18 protein-coding genes are annotated in these 16393 nt (G+C 69.1%); 6 read left to right on the forward strand and 12 right to left on the reverse strand.

Features of this window, described 5'->3' with window-relative positions; all coding sequences use genetic code 11:
* Positions 1–102: 102 nt before the first annotated feature.
* From LOK44_RS25705 to nirD, 3 genes are all read left to right on the forward strand, one after another.
* Positions 103–873, forward strand: coding sequence for an isocitrate lyase/PEP mutase family protein (locus LOK44_RS25705; RefSeq protein WP_237572919.1), 771 nt, complete (start codon positions 103–105; stop codon positions 871–873).
* Positions 874–1006: 133 nt separating this feature from the next.
* Entirely contained in the window at positions 1007–3580 is a 2574-nt protein-coding gene (gene nirB / locus LOK44_RS25710; RefSeq protein WP_237572920.1) for a nitrite reductase large subunit NirB, read from the forward strand.
* On the forward strand, positions 3577–3930 hold the full coding sequence (nirD, locus tag LOK44_RS25715; RefSeq protein ID WP_237572921.1) for a nitrite reductase small subunit NirD: 354 nt from the start codon (positions 3577–3579) through the stop codon (positions 3928–3930). Before nirB ends, nirD begins: the two co-directional genes overlap by 4 nt.
* On the opposite strand, the gene LOK44_RS25720 is transcribed toward nirD, so the two are convergent.
* The 9 genes from LOK44_RS25720 to LOK44_RS25760 form a co-directional block, all read right to left on the reverse strand.
* The gene (locus LOK44_RS25720; RefSeq protein ID WP_237572922.1) at positions 3927–4796 is read right to left on the reverse strand and encodes a hypothetical protein; all 870 of its coding nucleotides are present in this window, start codon (positions 4794–4796) and stop codon (positions 3927–3929) included. The genes nirD and LOK44_RS25720 overlap by 4 nt on opposite strands.
* Before the next feature lie 76 nt (positions 4797–4872).
* A complete protein-coding gene (locus tag LOK44_RS25725; RefSeq protein WP_237572923.1) occupies positions 4873–5556 on the reverse strand; it encodes a sirohydrochlorin chelatase in 684 nt (227 codons plus the stop codon).
* Positions 5553–6701, reverse strand: coding sequence for a uroporphyrinogen-III synthase (locus LOK44_RS25730; protein ID WP_237572924.1), 1149 nt, complete (start codon positions 6699–6701; stop codon positions 5553–5555). The genes LOK44_RS25725 and LOK44_RS25730 overlap by 4 nt, the downstream gene beginning before the upstream one ends.
* Positions 6702–6830: 129 nt before the next feature.
* A complete protein-coding gene (locus tag LOK44_RS25735; RefSeq protein ID WP_237572925.1) occupies positions 6831–7385 on the reverse strand; it encodes a GNAT family N-acetyltransferase in 555 nt (184 codons plus the stop codon).
* A 9-nt stretch (positions 7386–7394) separates the two neighbouring features.
* The gene (locus LOK44_RS25740; protein WP_237572926.1) at positions 7395–8282 is read right to left on the reverse strand and encodes a 5-oxoprolinase subunit C family protein; all 888 of its coding nucleotides are present in this window, start codon (positions 8280–8282) and stop codon (positions 7395–7397) included.
* A gap of 3 nt (positions 8283–8285) precedes the next feature.
* Positions 8286–8924, reverse strand: a complete 639-nt coding sequence (locus tag LOK44_RS25745; RefSeq protein WP_237572927.1) for a 5-oxoprolinase subunit B family protein — start codon at positions 8922–8924, stop codon at positions 8286–8288.
* Positions 8924–9544, reverse strand: coding sequence for a queuosine precursor transporter (locus LOK44_RS25750; RefSeq protein WP_249784175.1), 621 nt, complete (start codon positions 9542–9544; stop codon positions 8924–8926). The genes LOK44_RS25745 and LOK44_RS25750 overlap by 1 nt, the downstream gene beginning before the upstream one ends.
* Before the next feature lie 90 nt (positions 9545–9634).
* Positions 9635–10615: an ABC transporter substrate-binding protein gene (locus LOK44_RS25755; RefSeq protein ID WP_237572929.1), complete on the reverse strand. Its 981-nt coding sequence runs from the start codon at positions 10613–10615 to the stop codon at positions 9635–9637.
* A gap of 86 nt (positions 10616–10701) precedes the next feature.
* Positions 10702–11073, reverse strand: a complete 372-nt coding sequence (locus tag LOK44_RS25760) for a heme-binding protein (protein ID WP_237572930.1) — start codon at positions 11071–11073, stop codon at positions 10702–10704.
* A gap of 225 nt (positions 11074–11298) precedes the next feature.
* Here LOK44_RS25760 and LOK44_RS25765 point away from each other — a divergent pair, with 225 nt between their 5' ends.
* Positions 11299–11505, forward strand: a complete 207-nt coding sequence (locus LOK44_RS25765) for a hypothetical protein (RefSeq protein WP_237572931.1) — start codon at positions 11299–11301, stop codon at positions 11503–11505.
* Positions 11506–11508: 3 nt separating this feature from the next.
* Here LOK44_RS25765 and LOK44_RS25770 read toward each other — a convergent pair whose 3' ends face one another.
* Positions 11509–12108: a LysE/ArgO family amino acid transporter gene (locus tag LOK44_RS25770; protein WP_237572932.1), complete on the reverse strand. Its 600-nt coding sequence runs from the start codon at positions 12106–12108 to the stop codon at positions 11509–11511.
* 67 nt (positions 12109–12175) lie between these two features.
* Positions 12176–13264 (reverse strand): LacI family DNA-binding transcriptional regulator, encoded by a 1089-nt coding sequence (locus LOK44_RS25775; RefSeq protein WP_237572933.1) that lies wholly within the window; start codon positions 13262–13264, stop codon positions 12176–12178.
* A 140-nt stretch (positions 13265–13404) separates the two neighbouring features.
* On the opposite strand from LOK44_RS25775, the gene LOK44_RS25780 reads away from it, so the two are divergent.
* Both LOK44_RS25780 and LOK44_RS25785 read left to right on the forward strand, forming a co-directional pair.
* Positions 13405–14436 carry a Gfo/Idh/MocA family oxidoreductase gene (locus tag LOK44_RS25780; protein ID WP_237572934.1) on the forward strand — a complete coding sequence of 344 codons (1032 nt, stop codon included), beginning with the start codon at positions 13405–13407 and terminating at the stop codon, positions 14434–14436.
* Positions 14433–15218: a TIM barrel protein gene (locus LOK44_RS25785; protein WP_237572935.1), complete on the forward strand. Its 786-nt coding sequence runs from the start codon at positions 14433–14435 to the stop codon at positions 15216–15218. The genes LOK44_RS25780 and LOK44_RS25785 overlap by 4 nt, the downstream gene beginning before the upstream one ends.
* 41 nt (positions 15219–15259) lie before the next feature.
* Here LOK44_RS25785 and LOK44_RS25790 read toward each other — a convergent pair whose 3' ends face one another.
* Positions 15260–16351 (reverse strand): tartrate dehydrogenase, encoded by a 1092-nt coding sequence (locus LOK44_RS25790; RefSeq protein ID WP_237572936.1) that lies wholly within the window; start codon positions 16349–16351, stop codon positions 15260–15262.
* Between the last annotated feature and the right edge of the window lie 42 nt (positions 16352–16393).

Genomic DNA, 16393 nt, shown 5'->3' on the forward strand with positions numbered 1-16393 from the left:
CTTGGGCTGAAGGGTGTCTGGAATCACATTACGCAAGCGATGCTAGCCACATCACCGTGTTCAGAGTGACACAGGTCACGTTACCGAGTGGAGGATGAATAGGTGTCGAAGCACCAACGCAAGCCCGATTTGGGAGACCTCGCGGCAACGCTGTTGACGCTGCACGTGCCGGGAACGCCGGTGATCCTGCCGACGGTGTGGGACGCCTGGTCGGCGCAGCTCGCAGTCGACGCGGGATTCAGCGCGCTGACCGTTGGCAGCCATCCGGTCGCCGACTCGATCGGCAAGGAGGACGGCGAGGTGATGTCGTTCGACGACCTGACGACGCGCGTCGCGCAGATCACCGGCGCCGTCGACGTGCCGGTGTCGGTGGACGTCGAGTCGGGGTACGGCGAGACGCCCGAGCGCCTCGTCGAGGGGTTGCTCGCAGTGGGCGCGGTGGGCCTCAACATCGAAGACACCGTCCACAAGGAGGGCAAGCGGATCCGCTCGGCCGAGGAGCACGCCGCGCTCGTCGGCGGGTTGCGCAAGGCTGCCGATGCGGCAGGCGTGCACGTGGTGATCAACGCCCGCACCGACCTGTTCCTGCGTCAGGACGGTGACGAGTCGGACCGCTTCGAGCGTGCGGTGTCACGGCTGAAGCTGGCCGCCGAGGCCGGCGCGGACAGCTTGTACCCGGTCGGTAGGCACGACGCCGACACCTACCGGCGACTCGCCGACGAGCTACCGCTGCCGATCAACGCGATCGCCCTGCCCGACCAGGACGACCCGGCGTCGTTCGGTCCGCTCGGCGTCGGCCGGATCAGCTTCGGTCCGTTCTTCCAGGCGGCACTGGCCGAACGGGCCAAGGAGATCCTCGGCCGCTGGCAGTAGCGAGTTTCCCTGCCGTTGGGTCACGGGGGCCGGCCGAGGGCTCACACCCCGCCCACGGGGAACGTGAGGACACAGTGATGGGCGCGTCACACGACGCGACATCGCGGCAATATCGGCTTCCTAGCCTCATCGCATGCGCTCATCCCAACGCGTCGTGGTCATCGGCCACGGCATGGTCGGACACCGCTTCGTCGAGGCCCTGCGGTCGCGGGACGACTCGGACGATTGGCACGTCGTGGTGCTCTCGGAGGAGGCCGACGCCGCCTACGACCGGGTCGGCCTGACCGGCTACACCGAGCACTGGGACCGGACGCGACTCGCGCTGCCGGGCAACGCCTATGCCGGTGACGACCACGTCGAACTCATCCTGCGCGACCCGGTGAAGCGGATCGACCGCACCGCGAAGTACGTCACCACCTCGCTGGGTCGCCGCGTGCCGTACGACGCCCTGGTCCTCGCCACCGGTTCCTACGCATTCGTCCCACCGATCCCCGGCCACGATCTGCCGCAGTGCCACGTCTACCGCACGCTCGACGACCTCGACGCCATCCGCGCCAGCGCGCTGGCGGCCAGCACGTCGAAGACGCCCGTCGGCGTGGTGATCGGTGGCGGTCTGCTCGGTCTGGAGGCCGCCAACGCGTTGCGTGGCTTCGGCCTGTCGACCCAGGTCCTGGAGATGTCACCGCATCTGATGGCCGCTCAGCTCGATGGCGCGGGTGGCGCCCTGCTGAACCGGATGATCCGCGGGCTCGGCATCGAGGTGCACACCGGTGTCAGCACCGAGAGCATCCAGCCGATCCAGCGGAACAAGCCCCTGCGGAAGTCCCAGGAGGACGACTCGATTCGGGTGAAGCTCAACGACGGCAGCAGCATCGACGCCGGCCTGGTCGTCTTCGCCGCCGGGGTGCGCCCGCGCGACGAACTCGCCCGCTACGCCGGCCTGGACATCGCCCAGCGCGGCGGAGTGCTGACCGACCTGTCCTGTGTCACCAGCGATCCCAGCATCTATGCCATCGGCGAGGTCGCCGCCATCGACGGCCGCTGCTACGGCCTGGTCGGGCCCGGCTACACCAGTGCCGAGGTCGTCGCCGACCGGCTGCTCGGTGGTGAGGCCGAGTTCGGTGAGGCCGACATGTCCACCAAGCTCAAGCTGCTCGGGGTCGACGTCGCCAGTTTCGGTGACGCCCAGGGCCGAACGCCCAACTGCCTCGACGTCGTCGTCAACGATCCGGTCAACCAGACGTACGCCAAGCTGGTGCTCTCCGACGATGCCAAGACGCTGCTCGGCGGCATCCTGGTCGGCGACGCATCCGCCTACGGGGTGCTGCGGCCGATGGTCGCCAGCGAGCTGCCCGGCGACCCGCTGTCGTTGATAGCCCCTGCCGCGGACGGGGATTCGCCCGGTCTTGGTGTCGGAGCGTTGCCGGACATCGCGCAGATCTGCTCGTGCAACAACGTCACCAAGGGCGACCTCAAGGAGGCGATCTGCGGTGGGTGCACCGACGTCGGTGGCCTCAAGAAGTGCACGCTGGCCGGCACCTCGTGCGGCTCCTGCGTACCGCTGTTGAAGCAGTTGCTCGAGGCCGAGGGCGTCGAGCAGTCGAAGTCGCTGTGCGAACACTTCAGCCAGTCGCGCGCCGAGCTGTTCGAGATCATCAGCGCCACCGAGATCCGCACCTTCTCCGGTCTGATCGAGAAGTTCGGCTCCGGAAGAGGTTGCGACGTATGCAAACCCACCGTCGCCTCGATCCTGGCCTCGACGAGTTCGGACCACATCCTCGACGAACACACCGCCTCGCTGCAGGACTCCAACGACCACTTCCTGGCCAACATCCAGAAGAACGGCAGCTACTCGGTGGTGCCGCGGGTGCCCGGTGGCGACATCACGCCCGAGCACCTGATCCTGATCGGCCAGATCGCCATGGACTTCGGTCTCTACACCAAGATCACCGGCGGCCAGCGCATCGACATGTTCGGCGCGACGGTCGATCAGCTGCCCGAGATCTGGCGTCGACTCGTCGACGGTGGCATGGAGTCCGGCCAGGCCTACGGCAAGTCGCTGCGCACGGTCAAGAGTTGCGTCGGCAGCGACTGGTGCCGCTACGGCCAACAGGATTCGGTGCAGATGGCCATCGACCTCGAGATGCGTTACCGCGGTCTGCGCGCCCCGCACAAGATCAAGATGGGCGTCTCCGGCTGCGCGCGCGAATGTGCCGAGGCACGCGGCAAGGACGTCGGCGTCATCGCCACCGAGACCGGCTGGAACCTGTACGTCGCCGGCAACGGCGGCATGACGCCCAAGCATGCGCAACTGCTCGCCGGCGACCTCGACGACGCGACCCTGGTCCGCTACGTCGACCGGTTCCTGATGTTCTACGTCCGCACCGCGGATCGTCTGCAGCGCACCGCGCCATGGCTCGACTCGCTCGAGGGCGGCATCGACCACCTGCGCGACGTGGTCTGCAACGACTCACTCGGTCTGGCAGCTGAGTTCGAGGCGGCCATCGAACGCCACGTCGCCGGTTACGCGTGCGAGTGGAAGGGCGTGCTCGACGACCCGGACAAGCTGTCGCGCTTCGTCTCGTTCGTCAATGCCCCCGACACCGCCGACCCGACCATCGAGTTCGAGGAACGCTCCGGCCGCAAGGTGCCCAGCACCACCGGTCTCGGCATGCCGACGATCCGTCCCCGACAGGAGATCTCGTGACCCTTCTCGACGACCGCGGTGACGTCCGGGTGTGGACGACCGCATGCGAGTACGACCGGCTGATCCCCGGCCGCGGTGTGGGAGTCCTGCTGCCCGACGGCACGCAGGCTGCGCTGTTCCGGCTCGAGGACGGGTCGCTGTACGCGGTGGGCAACGTCGACCCCTTCTCGCGGGCGGCGGTAATGTCACGCGGACTAGTGGGTGACCGCGCCGGCCGGGTGTGCGTGCAGACGCCGATCAAGAAGCAGGCCTTCGCACTCGATGACGGACAGTGCCTCGACGACGCGGAAGTCTCGCTCCCGGTGTTCCGCACCCGCGTCGTCGACGGGGTCGTGCAGCTGGAGTCTTAGAGCGCCTGCAGGATTCGGCTGCGCCGGGCGACGACGTCGGGCATCAGCTGCGCCCGCGTGGTGGTGCCCCACAGCTCCACGGTCTGCACCAGCCAGTACACGCCGAACAGCAGGATCAGCGCTGCCTCGATCACGATGATCGCGTGGTTGAACCCGTCGAGTACCAGGTGCAGGACCACCGCGGTGCCCAGCGCCAGCGCCATGGCCGCGGCGATGACGCGGTACGCCGCCTGGTATCGACGTCGCTGCGGGCACTTCGCCCGGTCCTGGTTGCCCGTCACGAACGCCGTGATGAGCACCGTGGCGATGATCGACGCGAACATCGCCACCGCCGCGACCCCGTGGGCGTTGGCCCGGAACCACTCCGGCGCAGCCACGAGGGTCACCACGCCGACGCCGAGCACCACGCGTTGCAGCCACGTGGCGGCGTTGGCCAGTGGCGGGCGCTCCCGCGTGGTGCCGGTGCGCCGGTACATCCACCAGGACGCGACCCGGGACACCACTAGCGCGACGACGACCGCCCAGACGTTGCGGACCGCCGCGTCGTCACCGATGCTCAGCCGAATCGGTCCGCAGAGCAGGTCGGGCCGCGTCGTCGGCACCATCGCGACGACGAAGGCCAGGGTCCCGGCGAAATTCAGCAGCACGTCCTCGGTGGCGTTGCTGCCCTTGTAGACGATCAGCATGGCGCCGACCGCACACACGCTCGCGATGAACACCGCATGTGCCGAGGTGTAGTAGTAGTCGCTGATCGTGGTCTGCCAGCAGTCGGCGCCCACCCGCTCGGCCACCACCGCGGCGCCCAGCAGCACGATCATGACCGCCATGCCACCGCGCAGATACCGGTAGGTGTCGAGTGCAGCCATGCCTCAACTGTGCGCCGAGACGACGGTGATGACGGGATGCGCGCCGAAACGCGCATCTTCCGTCGTGTCGGCGACCCTAGGCGGCGAGCGGCAGCCGGGCGCGGCGGAACCGGTTGGCGATCAGGCGCACCACCCCGGGGTGCACGCCCAGCGGTTCGGCGACGGCGTCGGCGCCCGATGCCCGCAGCCGGTCTTGAAAGAGGCCGTCGGCCAGCAGGAACGACGCGACGACCACGCGGCGGGCGCCGCGCGACCGCAGTTCGGCAACCGCGCCGGCGACGCGCGGCTCACCGGTGGCGGCGTAGGCCAGCTCGACCCGGTTGCCGATCGCGGCGGAGAGCATGGCCGCGGTGATCCGTAGGTCGGTCTGTGCGCCCGCGTCGGACGTGCCCGCGGCGGCAAGGACGACCGAATCGCCGTAGCGCCAACCGCATTCGAGCAGGCGGTCGGTGAGCACGTGGATCAGCTGAGCGGACGGCCCGAGCGCCTCGGTGACCACGACGTCGTCGTGGCGACTGGCGTCGACGTGCTCCGGGATGTCGGCGCGCACGTGATAACCGCGGGCGAGGAAGGCGGGTACGACCACGGCGGGACCGCCGATGACGGCGTCGAGCACGTCGGTGGGCGTGGGACCCAGCACGTCGACGAACGCGGTGCGCACCTGCGTGCCCAGCACGGTGCCGACGCGGTCGGCGAGGTCGCCGATCATCGCCACGCCGCCGGGCTTGCGGGTGCCGTGGGCGACCAGGATCGGGATCACGCCACACCGACCGGGGACTCGTCGACGGCCAGGCGATAGCCGCGCTTGACCACCGTGGAGACGATGTTCTTGTCGCCCAACGCCGTTCGTAGACGCAACACGGCCGTCTCGACAGCGTGGGTGTCGGTGCCGCCACCGGGTAGCGCGCGCAGCAGGTCGTGGCGTGACACGACGGTGCCGGGACGTTGCGCCAGTGCACGGATCGTGGCCATCGCCGCGGGGGAGAGTTCCTTGACCTCGCCGTCGACCAGCACGCAGGTGCCGCGGATCTCCAGCAGATGCCCGACGACGCGGATGTTGCGTGAACGCAGCACCGGCAGTTCGTCGGTGATGTGGCGCGCGAGAGCGCCGAGTCGCATGCGTTCGGGCGCCGACGTCGGCACGCCGAGCCGCACCAGCGGCCGGGCGGTCACCGGGCCGACGCACATTGCGTGGACGTCGGTGCGCAGGGCGGACAGCAGCTCGTCGGAGACGCCGAGTTCGCCCGCCCGCATGAGCACCGACGCCACCGCGGGTGCGGAGGTGAAGCTGACGGCGTCGAACTTGCGTTCGGCGATGTCGAGCACCATCTGGTCGAATGCGCCGTTGCGCGGCGCGGGATGCCAGCGGTACACGCGGATCGGCACGACCTCGGCGCCCGCGGCCCGCAGCTCGTCGAGGAACTCGGGGAACGGATCCCAGTCGTCGGTCGCACCGTGCAGCTGCACGGCGATGCGCAGGCCCGAGATGCCGCCTGCGACGAGGTATTGCAGCACTTCACGCGATGACTCGGAGTCGGGCGACCACTCCTCGGGCAGACCGCCCGCGCGCAGTGCACCGGTGGCCTTGGGTCCGCGCGACAGGATGCGTGCATTGGCCAGCGCGGCGGTCAGATCCGCGGCGAGGCCCCAGCCGTCGGCGGCGGCGATCCAGCCGCGGAATCCGATGCCGGTCGTGGCGATGACGACGTCGGGCGGCGACGCGATCAGCGCCTCGGTGTGCATCCGCAGTTCGTCGTCGTCGGGCAGCGGCACCATCGCGATCGCCGCGGCGCTGGTCACGGTCGCGCCGCGCCGGGTCAGCAGCGCGCTCAGCTCCTCGGATCGGCGTGCTGAGGTCACGGCGACGCGGAACCCCGTCAGTGGCGCCCAGCCCGGCTCGTGCATGCCCCCAGTCAAGGGAAGCCGTGTTTCCGAGCTGTTACCCGGCCGTTGCCACGCGGTGTCGCCGCCGGTGACCGGTGACCCGGTCGTGAACTTCGCCTCACCGACACGCCGATGGCCGCGTGAGGCGGCTCACCAGACGTCACCGTCGCGCCAATCGCAGGTGATCTCGCCCCGGGTGTCGAGGTCGACGCCGTCGGGTAGTGCGACCGGCAGGACGAACAGCGCACCGTCGTCGTCGGTCGTGCGGGTGACGCCGTCCGGCGACAGCACCGACGTCGCGCCCTGCCATGGCAGCCAACCCCTTGCCGTGTAGAGCGGGCGGCCCGCCTCCGAGGCGCTCAGTGCGCCGAGGTGATAGGCGCCGCGCACCACCTGCTCGAGCCCGTCCATGATCGCCATCGCCAGACCACGCCCGCGCCAGTCCTCCCGGACGGCGACCGCTTCGAGATAGCCGCAGCGCAGGGCGCGGCCGGCGTGGATGAGGTGGCGTTGCACGACGGCGCCGTGGGCGATGAGCGCGCCGTGCCGGAAGATCAAGGCGTGCATGCCGCCCAGGGCGTGCTCCCAGTCCGCGTCGGTGAAGTCGGTCTCGCCGCCCCCGAACGCGTCGATCACCATCCGGCGGGCACCTTCGCGGGTCTCGCCGTCCAGGTCGGACGTGTGAACCAGCCTCGCGGTGTGCACACCTCGGTTCTACCAGGCGAGGACCGAGCGCGGCCGGGTCCAGCGGAATCGGACGCGCTGGCCGGGCCGGAGCTGAGCTGCCCGGTCGGCGTCCGCATCGGTCAGCACCCCGATCACCGGGTAGCCGCCCGTCACGGGATGGTCGGGGCCGAGGATGACCGGTAAACCGTTGGGTGGCACCTGAATCGAGCCGCGCACGGCCCCCTCGCTGGGGAGTTGGCGATCGGGCCACCGCGGGTGCAGTGCCGGCCCATCGAGGCGCATGCCGACGCGGTCGCTGCGATCGGTCGCGGCCCACTCGGTGTGCACGAGGCGGTCGGGTTCGGCGAGCCAGTCGTCGCGTGGTCCCGGCACCACGGCCAGCTCCTGCGGGTCGGCGGTGATCGCCGCGACCGGCGCCTGGTCGACTTCCGGGAAGTCCGCGGTGTGCTCGCCCACCGGCACGACGTCGCCCGCTCGCAACGGCCGGGGTCCGATGGCCGACAGGACGTCGTGACTGCGCGACCCCAGGACGGGGTGGACGTCGATGCCGCCGCGGACGGCGAGGTAGCTGCGCAGGCCCGTGCGGGGTGTGCCCAACGAGATGGTGCCGCCGTCGCGGACGACGTGAAAGCCGTTGCTGCCAAATCCAAGTCCGTCGACCGAGGGGTCGGCGTCGGCACCCGTCACCGCGATCACCACGTCCCCGCCGTGCACCCGGGCGGTGAGGCCACCGAGGGTCACCTCGATGGTGGCGCGATCGGGCGGGTTGGCGACCAGTCGGTTGGCAAGGGCGGCCGACCGCCGGTCGGCGGCGCCGGAGCGGGTGACGCCCAGGTGTGCCAGCCCAGGCCTGCCGAGGTCTTCGACGAGCGCCAGCGGACCGGTCCGCAGAATCTCCAGCGTCGGTGCCGTCAAGGGTCAGCCGATCGCCCGGAACTGGACCCAGCTGCCCGGTGTCAGCAGCGCGGGGGTGGGCCGGTCGACGTCCCACAGCACCGCGTCGGTGCGTCCGATGAGCTGCCACCCGCCGGGAGTCTCGCGGGGATAGACGCCGCTGAACTCGCCTGCCAACCCGACCGATCCCGCGGGCACCCTGGTGCGCGGTTCGGCGCGCCGCGGCACGTGCAACCGCGCGTCGCCGCCGACGAGGTAGGCGAAACCCGGTGCGAAACCGCCGAACCCGACCCGCATCGGTGTCGCGGTGTGTGCCGCGACCACCTCGTCCGGCGAGAGGTCCACCAGACGGGAGACCTCGTCGAGGTCGGGTCCGTCGTAGGCCACGTCGAGCGTCACGTCGACATGCCCGTCGGCGGGCGGCTCGGGGTCGACGGCGGACTCGTCGATGCGGAGGTCGGCGAGGCGCTGCCGGGCGGGGTGCACGTCATGCTTCTCGGCGAACTCGACCAGCACGGTGCGTGCCGCCGGCACCACGTCGCGCACGCCGGGGAGGTTCTCGGCGCGGACCGCGTCGGTCCACGCCAACACCTCTGCGGTGCCGCCGAACTCGAGGAGCAGCGCCTGCTCTCCGTAGTCGCGCACGGCACCGATGGCGAGCATCAGAGGGCGGGCTGGTAGGTGGGCTCGCGCCGCTTGATGACGGCGATGACGCGGTAGGTGATCGGGAGCAGCAGCACCTCGACGACGGTCTTGTAGATCCAGCCGAGCGCGGCGTAGACCACGAAGTCGCGGAAGGAGGTGATGCCGATGGCGCCCGCGGCGATCGCGCAGAACACCAGGGTGTCGCCGAGTTGGCCTGCGAAGGTGGAGCCGACCAGGCGTGCCCAGAGGTGCTTCTCCTTGGTGCGCTCCTTGATGGCCACCACGACCCACGCGTTGATCGTCTGGCCCACCACGAAGCCCGCCAGACCGGCAACGATCAGCTGCGTGTAGGCGTGCACGACGTTCTCGAACGCTGCCTGGTTCTGATAGAAGTCGGCGGCGGGCAGGTAGATCGTCGCCCAGAAGGCGAGCGCGGCCAGCGCGTTCATCGAGAAGCCGAGGATGATGGCCCGTCGTGCCGCCTTGAAGCCGTACACCTCGGACAGCACGTCGCCGATGACGTAGGTCAGCGGGAAGACGATGAAACCGCCGTCGGTGATGATGGGGCCGAACTCGACGCCCTTGGTGGCGGTGACATTGGAGATGATCACCAGCGCGGTGAAGACGGCGACGAGCATGGGGTAGTAGGCGGAGCCGACCTGGGCAAATCCGGGCCTGTGCGCCTGCTCGAGTTGGTTCGTCACGCGGTCATCCTGCCAGGCGGACCGTCAGGCAAGCACCTTGGCGAGCATCGGTGGGAGCCGGTCGGCGACCAAGCCGTAGGACGGCACGGTGCCGAAGGCGATGGCGCCTGCCAGCTCCCGGTCGGTCAGCACGTTGCGGTTGGTGCGCGTGGCCTCGAGTTCGGCGAAGGTCGGGTCGGCAAGCAGTGCTGCCGTCTCGGCGTCGTTCTCCGTGGTCCAGACCAGGACGTCGGCCTCGTCGAGGACCGACACCATGCGGTCGCGGGGGACCAGCGCACTACCGCCGACGACGTACTCGCCGATGCCGTCGGGAACGACGAGCCCCATCTGGGTGAGGTACTCGGTCCGGGGTCCGGCCGGGGTGACCACGGCGCGGTCCTTCGAGAACGTGCCGCCGACGACGTAGACCTTCTTGTCGGCCAGCGCCGGGTTGTCCTTGCCGGCCTGGGTGAACCGCCCCTCGAGGCCGCTGATCAGGCCGCCCATGTCGGCGGCCTTGAAGACGGACTGCCCGATCGCAGTGGCCTGGTCCCGCCACGGCTCGAAGAACGGCGCTCCGGACTGGGCGATCGTCGGTGCGATGCCCGACAACCTGGCGTAGGTGTCGGCGTCGAGGCCCGCATTGATCGCGATGATGAGATCGGGCTTCAGCCCAGCGATCTGGTCGACCTGAATGCCGTCGGCGAGGTTCAGCACCACGGGTTGGGCCGGGCCGAGCCGGGGGCGTGACCACGGCCAGGTGGCGAAGGGCTCGCCGCCGAACCACTCCGTTACCGCGATCGGCACTACGCCGAGCGCGAGCAGGTCGTCCTGTTCGGTGAGCCCGGCGCTGACGACGCGTTGGGGCGGGCCGGGAATCCGGGTCTCGCCGAAGACGTGTGTGACGGTGACCGATCCGTCCTCGGCGACGGCGCCCGGCTCGTCGGAGCCGCACCCGGTGGCGAGCAACGCGGCGGCGCCTGCGGACATCGCGAGGAAACTCCTGCGCGACCAGGTGTGGGGCACGCGGCCGAGCGTAGTGGCCAACCGAGGTCGAAGTTGGCAAAAGCCGCCCCGACGGGCAGGTCGGGGCGGCTCTCGGGCGGGGACTACTAGCCGGCCATGAAGGTGTCGTACGCCGAGGCCAGCTCCGGCGGCAGCACCGTCACGTTGCACCGCTGCTGGGTGTCGCCGATGGGCTGCAGGATGCCGCGCAACTCGTAGTACTCGGACGGGTTGGCGGTGAAGTAGCCGCGCAGGCTGGCCTCCGCCTCCGGACGCGGCTGGCTCTTCGCCGAGGTGACGGCCTGGTTGGCGCCCGGGTGCGAGGCCAGGTAGGCCTGCGCGTCACCGGTGACGTTGCTGACGGTGCCCGCGATGCTGTCGGCAGCGCACGGATCGGGTGCCGCCGAGGCGATCGGTGCGGCGATCATGGCCGCGGCCGCGAAGCCGCCGAGAGCGGTGGTGATGGCAGTGAACTTCATGAGTCCTCCTTGCTGCGTGTCGTTCGTGTGAGCGGGTCGTGGTTGGCCGCGAGTGGTCGGCTTCGAGTGGTCGGCATCCCGCGCGATCAGGTGTCCGTGTGTGCTCAGGAACCTCGCGCTGCCCATGCCGTGTAGCCACGGCCGCACCGGTTGCATACCCGGGTCCCGCGGTGACTAACACCTCGGCTTGGGTTCGCGTCGCCATCGCAGGGGTATGGCTCACGCATGCTTGCACTGCTGAGTTCGCCGGTCCGGCGCTTCCTGCTCACCGCCCTGCTTCTGCCCGTGATCGCATTCGTGCTTGGCAAGTTGGGCGCCTACCTGCAGCGTCGCAACGGCGGTCAGACGACGAAGGTCTCCCGTGGCTTGTTGTCGGCCTCCGGGGGCATCCGGCGCTTCACCGACCGCAAGGCCAACAAGCAGCGGCACTGACGGTCAGGTGACCGCCAGCGAGACGCCCAGCGCGATCATCGTGACCGCGATCACGCAGTCCAGGATGCGCCAGGTCCGTGCGCTGGCGAACAGTCCGGCGAGTCGGCGGGCGCCAAGTCCGAGGGTGACGAACCAGACCGCGCTCGCGGTCACCGCCCCGATGCCGAACAACCAACGCCCGCCCTCCTGTTCGTTGGCCAGCGCGCCGAGCAGGACGACGGTGTCGAGGTAGACGTGTGGGTTGAGGAACGTCAGCGCGGCGGCCGTGAGTAGCGCGGCGCCGAGGCGGACGGGCGCGTCGTTGGCCGGGTTCAACGCCTGCGGTCGCATGGCACGGCGCGCCGCCAGCGCCCCGTAACCGATCAGGAACGCCGCGCCGCCGTACTTGGCGACGTCGATGGCACCGGGATGGGCGGCGATGAGCGTGCCCACTCCCGCAATGCCTGCGGTGATCAGCACCATGTCGGCAACGGTGCACAGTGCGACGACTGGGACGACGTGCTCGCCGCGGATGCCTTGGCGGAGCACGAACGCGTTCTGCGCACCGATCGCGGCGATCAAGGCCAGCGACGCAAGGAATCCGACGAGCAGGGGCGAGGACATGCCGATGACGCTAGGCGTCGGCCGTGATGCAGTACAGCTAATGATTCTGCAACTGCATTAGCAACGCTTAATCGCCTCCGTCGGACCGTCTAGTGAATGTGGCTGCCGCCGTTGATGTCGACGGTCGTCCGATGGGAACTGATGGTGCTGGACCGGTGGTGCCGCGGGCGATCAGCCGTGGCGCCAACACGGTCTGAGATGGCGTGTTGCCGGCGATCTGCGCGGTGACGCTCGCCATGGTCTCGGTCGCGATGCGTGAGACGTCCTGAGCGATGGTCGACATACTGATGTGGCTGAGCCGTGACAGGCGGGAATCGTCGTAGCCGATCACCGAAAGATCCTCGGGAACGTGAACATCGCGTTGTCGGAGGACCTCGAGAACGCCGATGGCGCAACGGTCGTTGAAGGCGACGACTGCGGTCGGCTGGTGGTCGACGAGGAGGGCTTCGGTGATGGCTTCCGCGCCATCGGTTTCGGTGGGTCCGCCTGGGAGGAGGAGTGCCAGATCGGCCAGGCCGTGATGCGCCATTCGGGTGGTGAATCCGGTGGCACGTTCGGTGCCTCCGGGTGCGTCTCCGCCGGTGATGTGCAGTATCCGTCGATGGCCGAGCGAGACCAGGTGGTCGACGGCGATCGTGATGCCTGCGGTGTCGTCGGTGCTCACCGAGCCGACCAGGGGACTGCCCGACCCGCGTGCGACCACGTGAGTGGGGATGCGCGCCGCCAGTGCGCTGAGTTCCTCGCTGGTCATCCGCGAGCCGAGCAGGATGGCCGCCTCGCACCTCTCACGCAACAGGTCGCCCACCGCGGTGCGTTCGTCGCGGCTGGGCGTGATGCAACTGAGCGACAGGTCGAACCCGTGCTCGGCAACCGCGACGTAGAGCTGCTCGATGAGGTCGCCGTGGAAGGGTTGATGGAGTTCGAAGCACGCGCCGATGAGGCCGGAGCGAATCTGGCGGAGTTTCTGCGCTCGACGGTCCGGTACGTAGCCCAGTTCCTCGGCGGCCTTGAGGACGCGTTGCCGGGTGGCGTCGCTGGCGCCGCTCACGCCGCGCATCACGATCGACGCGAGCGCCGGTGAAACGCCAGCTGCGTCGGCGACGTCGGCCAGTGTCACGCGCCGTTGACGGCGGGGCCGACTGAACTCGGTAGCCATGGCGTCCTCTCGTTGCCAAACATCGTCGCAGGTGATCCGACCGGTCTTGACCATCAGAAGTGACCCACCTAGCATCGCAACGACTAAAACGTACTAGTAGATCGTTCTAATCGCATCCCCTCTCAGTCTGGAGCAAGCCGATGTCAACAACCCCCACGGTCCGCGTCGCGGTGATCGGCGCAGGTCGGATCGGCTCGAGTCACGCCGAACTGGTCGCCCGTCACGTCCCCGGCGCCGCACTCGTCGCCGTCGCCGATCCGGCACCGAACGCCGAGCGGCTGGCCGCCGAACTCGGCGTCGGCGTCGTGGAACGTTCTGCCGAAGCGGTGCTCGACCGGGAAGACGTGGACGCGGTTCTCATCACCACCCCGGCCCGTTCGCACACCGACCTGGTCGTGCAGGCAGCCGGAGCCGGCAAGCACGTCTTCGTGGAGAAGCCGATGGCCGTGACCCTGGCCGACGCCGATCGGGCGATCGCGGCGGCCGAGGCGGCCGGCGTCGTGTTGCAGGTCGGGTTCAACCGGCGGTTCGCGCCGGGCTGGGTCGCCGCCCGCGCGGCCATCGACGCCGGGCGCATCGGCACCCCGCAGCTGCTGCGGTCGGTGACACGCGATCCCGGCCCGTTCACCGCAGACCCGGCGCGTATTCCACCGGGAACGATCTTCCTCGAGACGCTCATCCACGACTTCGACGCCCTGTGCTTCCTCAACCCTGGCGCGAGGCCCACCCGCGTGACGGCGGTCGCCGACGCGCTCATCCGGCCCGACGCCAAGGCCGCTGGCCACCTCGACACCGCGGTGGTCACAGTCGAATTCGACAACGGTGCCATCGCCGTCGCCGAGGCCAACTTCAGTGCGCTGTACGGCTACGACGTACGGGCCGAGGTGTTCGGATCCGGTGGCATGGTCACCGCGGGCAACGCGCGGTCCAGCGACATGACGTATTACGGACCCGACGGCATCGGCATCGACACCGCCCGCCGCGACACCGACCTGCTCCGCAGCGCCTATCTCGATGAGTTCATCGCCTTCGTCGACGCGATCGGCACCGGTACTGCGGCCCCGGTCACCGGTACCGATGCGCGGACCGCGTTGAGCATCGCTCTCGCCGCGGTCGACAGCGCCGCGGATCGCCGCGTCGTGGACATCGCCGACATCGAGGTGACCGCATGACGGGAGTACGGCTGGCCGCCTGCGCGGAGATGGTCTATCTGGACCTGCCGCTACTGGACCGCATCAAGCGGATCACCGATCGTGGTCTCCTTGTGGAGATTTGGGACTGGTCGAGCAAGGACGTCGACCAGCTTGCCAGCTCGGGGGCCGAATTCTCCTCGATGACCGGCTATCTCAGGGGCAACCTCACCGAGCCCGACGGCATCGACGAGCTGCTGAGCACCGCGGCGCAATCCCTGGAGATCGCCGAGCGGCTGGACTGCCCGAGGCTCAATCTGCACGGCACCGGGCTCGGTGATCGCGGCCTGCCCGTCCGTCCGGTCCAGGTGGTCACCCCGACGATGTGGCTCACCGCCGCAGACACCCTCCGCAAGATCGCAGAACTCGGCGCTGCGGCCGACCGGATGTTCGTGCTGGAGAATCTCAACCTCGCCGTCGACCACCCAGGGACACCCTTCGCCACCGCCGCAGACACCTTCGCTTTGGTCAAGGCGGTCGACCATCCCAACCTGCGGCTGAACCTGGACCTCTACCACGCCCAAATTGGCGAGGGGAATCTGATCGAGCTGCTCACCAAGACGCTGCCCTACATCGGGGAGATCCAGGTCGCCGACGTCCCCGGCCGGTGCGAACCGGGTACCGGCGAGATCAACTACCCGGCCATCGCGTCAGCGCTGAAGGCTATCGGCTACACCGGCGTCGTCGGACTCGAGGCATGGGCGTCGGGAGACCCCGACGCCGCTCTCGATGCGTTCGAAGCGGCGTTCGCGCCGGCTCGCTGAAACATTCCAGACCAGCTGCGGCCGCACGCCGCCGGACCGGATCAGCGTCCCGCGGTGTTCGACTCGAGCTGGGCTCGCACGGCCTCTCCGAGGTCCGCGGTCGTCGCGGTGCCACCCATGTCCGGTGTCAGCGCGTCACCGCCGCGTGCCAGGACGTCTTCGACGGCAGTCATCACGGCGTCGGCGGCGGCGGTCTCACCGAGGTGTTCCAGCATCATCGAGCCGCACCAGATTTGGCCGATCGGATTGGCCTTGCCCTGCCCGGCGATGTCGGGAGCCGACCCGTGCACCGGCTCGAAGAGGCTGGGGAAGCGGCGTTCGGGGTTGATGTTTCCGCTGGGGGCGATGCCGATGGTGCCGGTGCATGCGGGACCGAGGTCGGAGAGGATGTCGCCGAACAGATTGCTGGCGACCACGACGTCGAACCAGTCGGGATGCAGCACGAAGTTGGCGGTGAGGATGTCGATGTGGAACTTGTCCACCGCGACGTCGGCGTAGTTGGCGCTCATGGCTTCCACGCGTTCGTCCCAGTACGGCATGGAGATCGAGATGCCGTTGCTCTTGGTCGCCGAGGTGAGGTGTTTCTTCGGCCGGCGCTCGGCGAGGTCGAAGGCGTACTTCAGGATCCGGTCGACGCCGACCCGCGTCATCACCGTCTCCTGCATGACGACTTCACGGTCGGTGCCCTCGAACATCTTGCCGCCGACGCTGGAGTACTCACCCTCGGTGTTCTCGCGCACGACGTAGAAGTCCACGTCGCCGGGCTGCCTGCCGGCCAGCGGACTCCGCACGCCGGGCATCAATTTGACGGGCCTGAGGTTGACGTATTGATCGAAGTGCCGCCGGAACTGCAGCAGGCTGCCCCACAGTGAGACGTGGTCCGGGACCACGTCCGGCCAGCCGACGGCGCCGAAGAAGATCGCGTCGAAGCGGCTCAGCTCCTCGAACCAGTCCGGGGGAAGCATCGCGCCGTTGTCGCTGTAGTACTCCGCGCTGGCGTAGTCGAATCGTTCGTAGTCCAGGGCGAAGTCGAAGGCGGCCGCTGCGGCCTCCAAGACGCGGATGCCCTCTGGCACAACCTCTTTGCCGATGCCGTCGCCGGGGATGACTGCGATGCGGTGTGTGGTGGTCACGAAGTGGTCCTTTCGTCAGCCCATCGAACCCAAGTGGGTCTA

This window comes from Mycolicibacterium lacusdiani (genome assembly GCF_021916785.1).
In the GTDB taxonomy this organism is placed as follows: Bacteria; Actinomycetota; Actinomycetes; order Mycobacteriales; family Mycobacteriaceae; genus Mycobacterium; species Mycobacterium lacusdiani.